We start from the raw sequence: 8,460 nt of genomic DNA on the forward strand, positions 1-8,460 counted from the left end.
CATACCCATGGTACGTACGTTGGCAATAACCTTTTCGGCCACGGCCTTAACCTCTGCCAGGCTGGCACCGGTCTCTGCCAATGCGCCGGCAATCTTGTGTACCAATACAGTACCGGCCACGCCACGGCGTCCAGTGGTGTAAAGGGAATCCTTAACAGCCACATCATCATTTACTACTACATAATCAGCCTCAATGCCCTCATCCTTGGCCATGTCAATAGCCATTTCAAAGTTCATGACATCGCCGGTGTAGTTCTTTACAATACAGAGAACGCCCTTATTGGTAGCCACAGCCTTGATAGCTTCATAAATCTGATCCGGGGTAGGAGAAGTAAAGACAGCTCCTGCTACAGCGCCGTCCAGCATGCCTTCCCCGACATAACCGCCATGTGCAGGTTCATGTCCGCTGCCACCACCGGAAACCAGGGCAACCTTGCCCACCTTCTTGTTGGCCCTTACCACAACTGTGCCGCAGTCCAATTTACGAAGCTTATCCGGTGCGGATTTAACTAAACCAAGAATCATTTCTTCCTCAACATTTACTACTTCATTAATGAGCTTCTTCACAACAAATCCCTCCTGAAAAATTAATAAACTTCGTGCGAAACGTTTTTCGCACTACGCCCTTACACGAAATCTAATACCCCTATTTACACGAAATCTAATACCCCTATTTAATAAAAGCATCCCCACCCATGAAGCCACAAGTGGGGATGTTCAGTTACTTAAGCAAGCAAATTGCTATCAGATAATACCGAAAGCGCTGGATACAACGTAAGCTGCAACACCACCGCAAAGAGGAGCAACTACTGGAATCCAGGCATAACCCCAGTTGCTGTCGCCCTTGTCAGGAATAGGAAGAATTGCATGGGCAATTCTTGGACCAAGGTCACGAGCTGCGTTCATCGCATAACCGGTGGTACCGCCAAGGGACAGACCAAGAGCCCAGATCAAGCAACCTACAAGATATGGACCAAAGCCAGGAGCAAGGCCGATGGAGCCCTGAACACCCTTGGAGAAGATGCACCAAATACCGAACATCAGGAAGAAAGTAGCAATAAACTCGGAGATGAATGCAGTCATCTGGTTACCGCAAGCGTTACCAGTGGAGAATACACCCAGCTTGCTTCCTTCAGTCTCACCCCAATGTGGGAGATATGCGAGATAAACAATGATAGCACCAAGGATACCGCCAAGGATCTGAACGATAGAGGTAGCTGCAAACTGATCCCAGGTATAAACGCCTGCCAAGGTCTTGGCAATAGTAACGGATGGGTTGATATCAGCCTGAGGAGCACCTAAAGCCACAGAGGTGTATACACCCATTACAACTGCAAAGCACCAGCCGGTAGTTGTGCAGATCCAGCCGCCGCCGCGACCATAGCATTTAGCCAAAGTCATATTTGCATTAACACCGCAACCGAACACCATCAGTACCATGGTGCCGACGAACTCGCCTAACAAATTATCCATTTTCTTATCCCTCTTTCAAAAACATAAAAAATAATTGCAGTAATTCATATCCGGTACCAGCCCCCCAATGGAGCCGGTACCAGACATTGAATTCTAAAATATAAATCAGTTAAATCACGAAGCTAAGCCTCGATTAGTCCTCATCCAGCCAATGCATGGAGTGCTTAACAGCCTTCTGCCAGCCCTTGTAGAGCTTGTCGGCTTCGGACTTATCCATTACTGGCTCAAAGCGGACATCCAGCTTCCAGGCAGTCTTCAGCTCTTCCTTGTTGTTCCAAACGCCTACAGCGAGACCAGCGAGGTATGCTGCACCAAGGGCAGTAGTCTCGATGATCTGAGGACGATCTACAGGAACGCCCAGAATATCAGCCTGGAACTGCATCATCAGGTTGTTGGCAACAGCACCGCCGTCAACCTTCAGGGAAGCCAGCTTAATGTTGGAATCTGCTTCCATAGCCCCCAGAACATCCTTGGTCTGATATGCCAAGGACTCCAGAGTTGCACGAACGATATGTGCCTTGGTGGTACCACGGGTAATACCGATGATCATACCACGAGCGTTCTGATCCCAGTATGGAGCACCAAGACCTACAAATGCAGGAACGAGATATACACCGGCGGTGTCACGAACCTTCTTGGCAACCCACTCGGAATCCGGAGCGGAGTCTACCATGCGAACGCCGTCACGCAGCCACTGAATAGCGGAACCTGCTACGAAGATGGAACCCTCAAGAGCATACTCAACCTTGCCATCAAGACCCCAAGCGATGGTAGTAACCAGACCGTTCTTGGAATCATAGATATCAGTACCGGTGTTCATGAGCATGAAGCAGCCAGTACCATAGGTATTCTTAGCCATACCTGGCTCGAAGCAGTTCTGACCAAAGAGAGCAGCCTGCTGGTCACCTGCAGCACCTGCAACAGGAATAGCAGCACCCAAAATGGAAGGAATAGCCTCACCATATACGCCAGAGGATGGACGAACCTCTGGAAGCATGCACTTAGGAACACCGAGATATCCGAGAAGAGCATCATCCCACTTCAGTTCCTTGATGTTGTACATCAAAGTACGGGAAGCATTGGAATAATCAGTTACATGAGCTTTACCACCGGTCAGCTTCCAAATAAGCCAAGTATCGATGGTACCGAAGAGCAGCTCGCCCTTTTCTGCGCGCTCACGAGTGCCCTCTACATTCTCAAAAATCCAAGTAATCTTGGTACCGGAGAAATATGCATCGATAGTCAAACCAGTCTTGGACTTGAACTCCTCTGTGAGGCCCTTCTTCTTCAAGCCATCAGCGATATCTGCGGTCTGACGGGACTGCCATACAATCGCATTGTATACTGGACGGCCAGTGTTCTTATCCCAAACAACTGCAGTCTCGCGCTGGTTGGTGATACCGATAGCTGCGATGTCACTGGCTGCAAGACCACTCTGCTCAAGAGCTTCCTTCATTACAGTAGTCATGGTGCTCCAAATCTCATCTGCATCATGCTCAACCCAACCTGGCTGTGGGAATATCTGAGTGAACTCTTTCTGAGAAACGCCTACGATCTTGGAATTCTCATCAAAGATGATAGCTCTGTTACTAGTGGTACCTGCATCCAACGCCATTACATACTTCTTTGCCATTTTGAAAAATCCCCCTCTAAATTTAATATACGGCAGCTGACTCAATCCCCCGATTTTATCAGCTCGAAAAAGGTTAAGTTAATTGCTGCCCCCGATTTATCCCTGCTGCATACAACTACATGATACCCGAATCAAAACCGTTGCTCCAGTATATGGTGCCCACCATCACAAATGCTAATCCCGACGGCCTTTTCGCCCTGGCCCGGAAGCACATATAAGAATCCTCTCATGGGTAAGGTGGCTGAACTCATAGCACTGAACACAGCCGATAAGCGGTTTTCCCTGCCATTTTCCCGGCATAGGAAACACAATCGGACGCATTAACTTTTTCCTCGCGTATATATTTCTCCATATAATTGTCAAATCCTTCTAAAATTTGAAAATTTTTTAAAAAAGTTTTGAACAATAATTCTGAACAACCGTAAAATTTGTGTTTCAAATAAAAAATGTGCTTCTCCGCCTTTGTCCAAAAGGGAGAAGCACACCTGCAGCATACTGTATTTACTATATGCAATACTGCACAATATCATGCTGTACTTTATTTATAATATCCTACGCCTGCTTCAAAGAGCTGCTGATCCTGCTTTCCGGGAACATTTTTGGCAACATTCTCACCGATGCGCTCAGAATGACCCATTTTCCCGAGGACACGTCCATCAGGGCTGGTGATCCCCTCTATGGCACTTACAGAGCCGTTAGGATTAAATGGTATATCAGAGGTTGGCTCACCGGTGGCACCCACATACTGGGTGGCAATCTGTCCATTGATACGCAGCTTAGCCACCACTTCCCGGTCAGCCACAAAGCGTCCTTCGCCGTGGGACACCGGAATGGTGAAAATATCTCCTACCTTCACGTTGTTAAACCATGGTGACAGATTGGATACCACCTTGGTGCGAACCATGCAGGACACGTGGCGGCCAATCTGATTGTGGGTAAGGGTTGGCGAGGTGCTGGTCAAATCGCGAATTTCTCCATAAGGAACCAAGCCCAGCTTAATCAAGGCCTGGAAGCCATTGCATATCCCCAGCATTAAGCCATCCCTCTTTTGAAGGAGCTCATGGACAGCCTCCTTAATCCGCGGATTGCGGAACATGGCCGCAATGAATTTGCCGGAGCCATCCGGTTCATCGCCGCCACTGAAGCCACCCGGCAGCATTACGATCTGGGCTGCCTTAATGCCCTTTACGATGGCTTCCACAGATTCCTCAACTGCCGATGGGGTCAGATTGCGGATAACCAGGGTCTGGGGGGCACCACCGGCCCGTTCAAAGGCCCGTGCCGAATCATATTCACAATTTGTCCCCGGGAATACCGGTATGAAAATTCTTGGCTGGGCAATAGTTAATTGTTTAGTGATGCGATTGCCGCTTCTATAGAAGGACTCCTTAACAGTCTTCTTTTCCATTTTAACCCTTGTAGGGAAAATTTTCTCCAATGGACTGGTGTAGGCCCTCAAGGCCTCCGGCAGGGTAATAACCGCATCGTCGCACACAATACTGGTAACCACCGTAGTTTCACCCAGCTCAGTGTACCGCAGGCCCTTTAATGCCAGGTCCACATCTACATTATCAGCCAGCTCCAGAATTATGCCGCCATAATCAGCCCGGAATAATTCATCCTTTTCCATAAAGGCCCTGAACCTGAAGCCAATATTATTGCCGAGACACATTTTGGTAATGGCCGCTGCCACACCGCCCATGCGAACACTGGAGGCGGCAAATACCTTCTTTTCACTGATAAGCTGACTAATTCTCCCATAGGCCTTTTTAAGATAGGCAAAATCCGGCATCTCATATTCATCCCGGGGAGCCTCTACGTAATAAACCTTATTGCCGGCATACTTAAATTCCGGGGAAATAGCATTGTCTGCCTTCAAAACATCTACGGCAAAGGAGGCCAGGGTAGGCGGAACGGTCATATCCATAAAGGTACCGGACATGGAATCCTTGCCGCCAATCGCCGGAATTTCAAATTGATGCTGGGCCCACAAGGCTCCCAAAAGGGCGCTGAAGGGCTTCCCCCATTTAACCGGATCCTTGCCAAGGCTCTCAAAATATTCCTGGAAGGTCATGCGGATGGTATCAGCCCGACCACCCAGGGCCACCATCTTGGCCACAGCCTCTACCACTGCGTAAACTGCCCCATGGAAGGGACTCCATTCCATAAGATATGGATTATAGCCATAGGTCATGGCCGTTGCCGTGGTGGTTTCAGCTCCCAGAACCGGTAATTTGGCCACCATGCCCTCTGCAGACGTCATTTGATGCTTACCGCCAAAGGGCATAAGAACCGTATTGCCGCCAATGGTGGAATCGAACCGCTCAGCCAGTCCCTTTTGGCTGCAAACATTCAAATCCTTGAGATTTTCCAGCCAGGCCTTTTCCACATCGCGGCCCAAGGCCTCGATTTTCTTGGACAGCCGTTTGAAATAGCAGGCCTCCCGCTTCGGGGCAGCCACCTCAACCTCGATATGCTGCTTAACCCCATTGGTATCCAGAAAATCCCGGCTGAGATTTACGATATCATGGCCGCGCCATTTCATTACCAGGCGTCTGTTGTCGGTAACCAGGGCAACCACAGTTGCCTCGAGATTTTCTTCATCGGCAAATTTGATAAACTCTTCCACATTCCCGGCGTCCAGAACCACCGCCATGCGCTCCTGGGATTCAGAAATGGCCAGCTCTGTACCATCAAGGCCATCATATTTTTTCTTAACGGAGTCCAGGTTAATAATCAGGCCGTCGGTAAGCTCACCAATGGCTACAGATACTCCGCCGGCACCAAAATCATTACACCGCTTAATCATCCGGCTCACCGTCGGATTGCGGAACAGACGCTGTATTTTTCTCTCTGTTGGCGGATTGCCCTTCTGCACCTCTGCCCCGGCTGTAGTAAGGGATTCTGTGGTATGCTCCTTGGAGGAGCCGGTGGCTCCACCACAGCCATCACGGCCGGTACGGCCCCCAACCAATACTACCACATCCCCCTTTTGCGGAACCTCACGCACTACATTGACCTTTGGTGCCGCCGCAATAACAGCACCGATTTCCATGCGCTTGGCCATAAAGCCCTCATGATAAACCTCTGCCACCTGGCCGGTAGCCAGGCCAATCTGATTTCCATAGGAGCTGTAGCCGGCCGCCGCCCCCTGGGTAATCTTCTTCTGGGGCAGCTTTCCCTTTATGGTAGCCGAAATAGGCCGACGTGGATCAGCCGCCCCTGTTACGCGCATAGCCTGATAAACGTAGGAGCGTCCGGACAGGGGATCACGAATGGCACCACCCAGACAGGTGGCCGCACCGCCAAAGGGCTCAATTTCCGTGGGATGGTTATGGGTCTCGTTTTTGAACATAACCAGCCATTCCTCATTTTTGCCGCCAATATCCGCATTAACGACAATGCTGCAGGCATTTATTTCCTCTGATTTGTCCAAATCATCCAGCTTCCCCTGTTTTCTCAGGGTTTTCATGCCTATAACAGCCAAATCCATAAGGGTAACATCCCGATCCTCGTCGCTGTATACCAGTTCCCGGTCCTCCTGATACTGGCGATAGGCCTTGGCAATAGCCGGCGTATAGTAGCCCTGCTCAAGAGCCACAGAATCTATGGCTGTGGTAAAGGTGGTATGGCGGCAATGATCGGACCAATATGTATCAATAACCCGAATTTCAGTAATAGTCGGGTCACGATGCTCAATATCCCGGAAGTATTTTTGACAGAATTTTAAATCGTCAAAGCTCATGGCAAAGCCCCGGCTGTCCATGAAGCCCTTAAGATCATTTTCAGACATTGACGTAAATCCGCTGAGCAGCTCCACATCCTTGGGAGGCTGTAAATTCATTTCCAGGGACTTCGGCTTTTCCAGCTTTGCCTCGCGGCTTTCCACTGCATTTATATAATAATCCTTTATCTTGGCAAAGGTGGCATCATCAATGCTTCCAACCAAAACCACAACCCGCGCAGTTGCAATTATGGGGCGTTCCTTCTGGGTAACCAGCTGCACGCACTGGGCCGCAGAGTCTGCGGTTTGGTCATACTGTCCTGGCAGATATTCGGCTGCAAACATCCTGGATTTGGGAAACTCAGGAAGCTTTTCCTCGTACACAACATCCACCGGTGGCTCGGAAAATACAACAGCCTTTACTGTAGCGTATTCCTCATCGCTAAGGCCCTCGATATCGTAACGATTAAATAATCGTACAGCTCTCAGTTCAGTCAGGCGAAAGCTCTCAATGAGATCATCACAAAGCTGCTGAGCAGGAATATCATAGAAGCCCTGGCGCTTTTCCACGTAAATTCTTCTTACAGTCATCAATCATGCCTCCAAAATACTAATAATTAAACAGCATCATTTTATATAATCCACGGCAATCTTTACGACCACCTTGGTAACTGGTTCGAGCTTACCATCCAGGGAACCGCAGGGACGATGTACGTCAGCAGGATAAAGGACGGCAAAGGTACCCTCATCCAACACAATACTGCTGCCGGGCACAAGCCTTTCATAAAACACTATATCCCTTTCATAATCATAGGGTATTATTTCTATGAGCTCCGGATTTAATGGACACCAGCCCAGCTCCTCCTTGCCCTTTACAACATATTGGATATCCACAAATTTTCTGTGGGCCTCCGGCTTACCGCTTTCTGGTATTCTGGTATTATAACGCTGCACAATGGCATAGCTGTTTTTCCCATCAATAGGATAAGTACCGTCTTCCATTTCATTGAAATTGTGCTCAGCCAAAAAAAACAAGGCCTTCCGTATGGCTTCAGGGAATTTTGTAAAGCCTGCGCCTGCTTCTCTGATTTTTCCAAGTACCAAAATAATCGACTCCTTTAACAAGCAGCGAATTTAATCCTTTTTTAATTGTACTCAAATATGCCTTTTAATGCAACGAAGGAAATTAAACAATTCTGTACTATTGAAAACAATATCAAATACGACCTCTTGCAAAAAAAAATTCAATGTGCTATAGTATGCAAAAGAATTTTATATTGCAAAGGCGATGATTGAAAAAGTACGCTTACGAAATAATTCAGAGAGGCAATGGTTGGTGAAAATTGCTATTATTAATAGGCGGAAAGCTATTCATGAGCCGCAGATTATTATATCCTCCAGGGGATAAAAATTCTGCCGTCAGCCAGCGATAATGGCAGCTTGAGTGGCTCTGTCCTCCAGGGCCGAATAAGGTGGTACCACGGGAATATGCCTCGTCCTTTTATCGGACGGGGCTTTTTTAGTAAACTTCGTGCGAAACGTTATTTCGCACTACGCCCTTACAACGAAATCTAGAGCTCATCTGCATCCTTCGGATTTGATTTGCTAAGATTTCGTAGTAAACTTACTG

At 48.3% G+C, this 8,460-nt stretch carries 5 protein-coding genes and 1 other annotated feature; all 5 genes read right to left on the bottom strand.

Annotation, left to right across the window (positions count from 1 at the left end):
• Positions 1-567, bottom strand: a 567-nt coding sequence (locus Q0Y54_RS10195) for a dihydroxyacetone kinase subunit DhaK (RefSeq protein WP_297967265.1), incomplete at its 3' end; no start/stop codon positions are given.
• Positions 568-744: 177 nt separating this feature from the next.
• A complete protein-coding gene (locus tag Q0Y54_RS10200; RefSeq protein ID WP_297967268.1) occupies positions 745-1,473 on the bottom strand; it encodes an MIP/aquaporin family protein in 729 nt (242 codons plus the stop codon).
• Positions 1,474-1,606: 133 nt separating this feature from the next.
• Positions 1,607-3,106: a glycerol kinase GlpK gene (glpK, locus tag Q0Y54_RS10205; RefSeq protein WP_297967270.1), complete on the bottom strand. Its 1,500-nt coding sequence runs from the start codon at positions 3,104-3,106 to the stop codon at positions 1,607-1,609.
• A gap of 538 nt (positions 3,107-3,644) precedes the next feature.
• A complete protein-coding gene (locus Q0Y54_RS10210) occupies positions 3,645-7,421 on the bottom strand; it encodes a phosphoribosylformylglycinamidine synthase (RefSeq protein WP_297967273.1) in 3,777 nt (1,258 codons plus the stop codon).
• Between the two features lie 36 nt (positions 7,422-7,457).
• Positions 7,458-7,934, bottom strand: a complete 477-nt coding sequence (locus Q0Y54_RS10215; RefSeq protein WP_297967276.1) for a YhcH/YjgK/YiaL family protein — start codon at positions 7,932-7,934, stop codon at positions 7,458-7,460.
• 175 nt (positions 7,935-8,109) lie between these two features.
• Positions 8,110-8,334, top strand: a binding site (T-box leader).
• Positions 8,335-8,460 lie beyond the last annotated feature (126 nt).

Origin of the sequence: uncultured Anaerovibrio sp. (genome assembly GCF_947302755.1) — a bacterium.
Lineage (GTDB): Bacteria > Bacillota > Negativicutes > Selenomonadales > Selenomonadaceae > Anaerovibrio.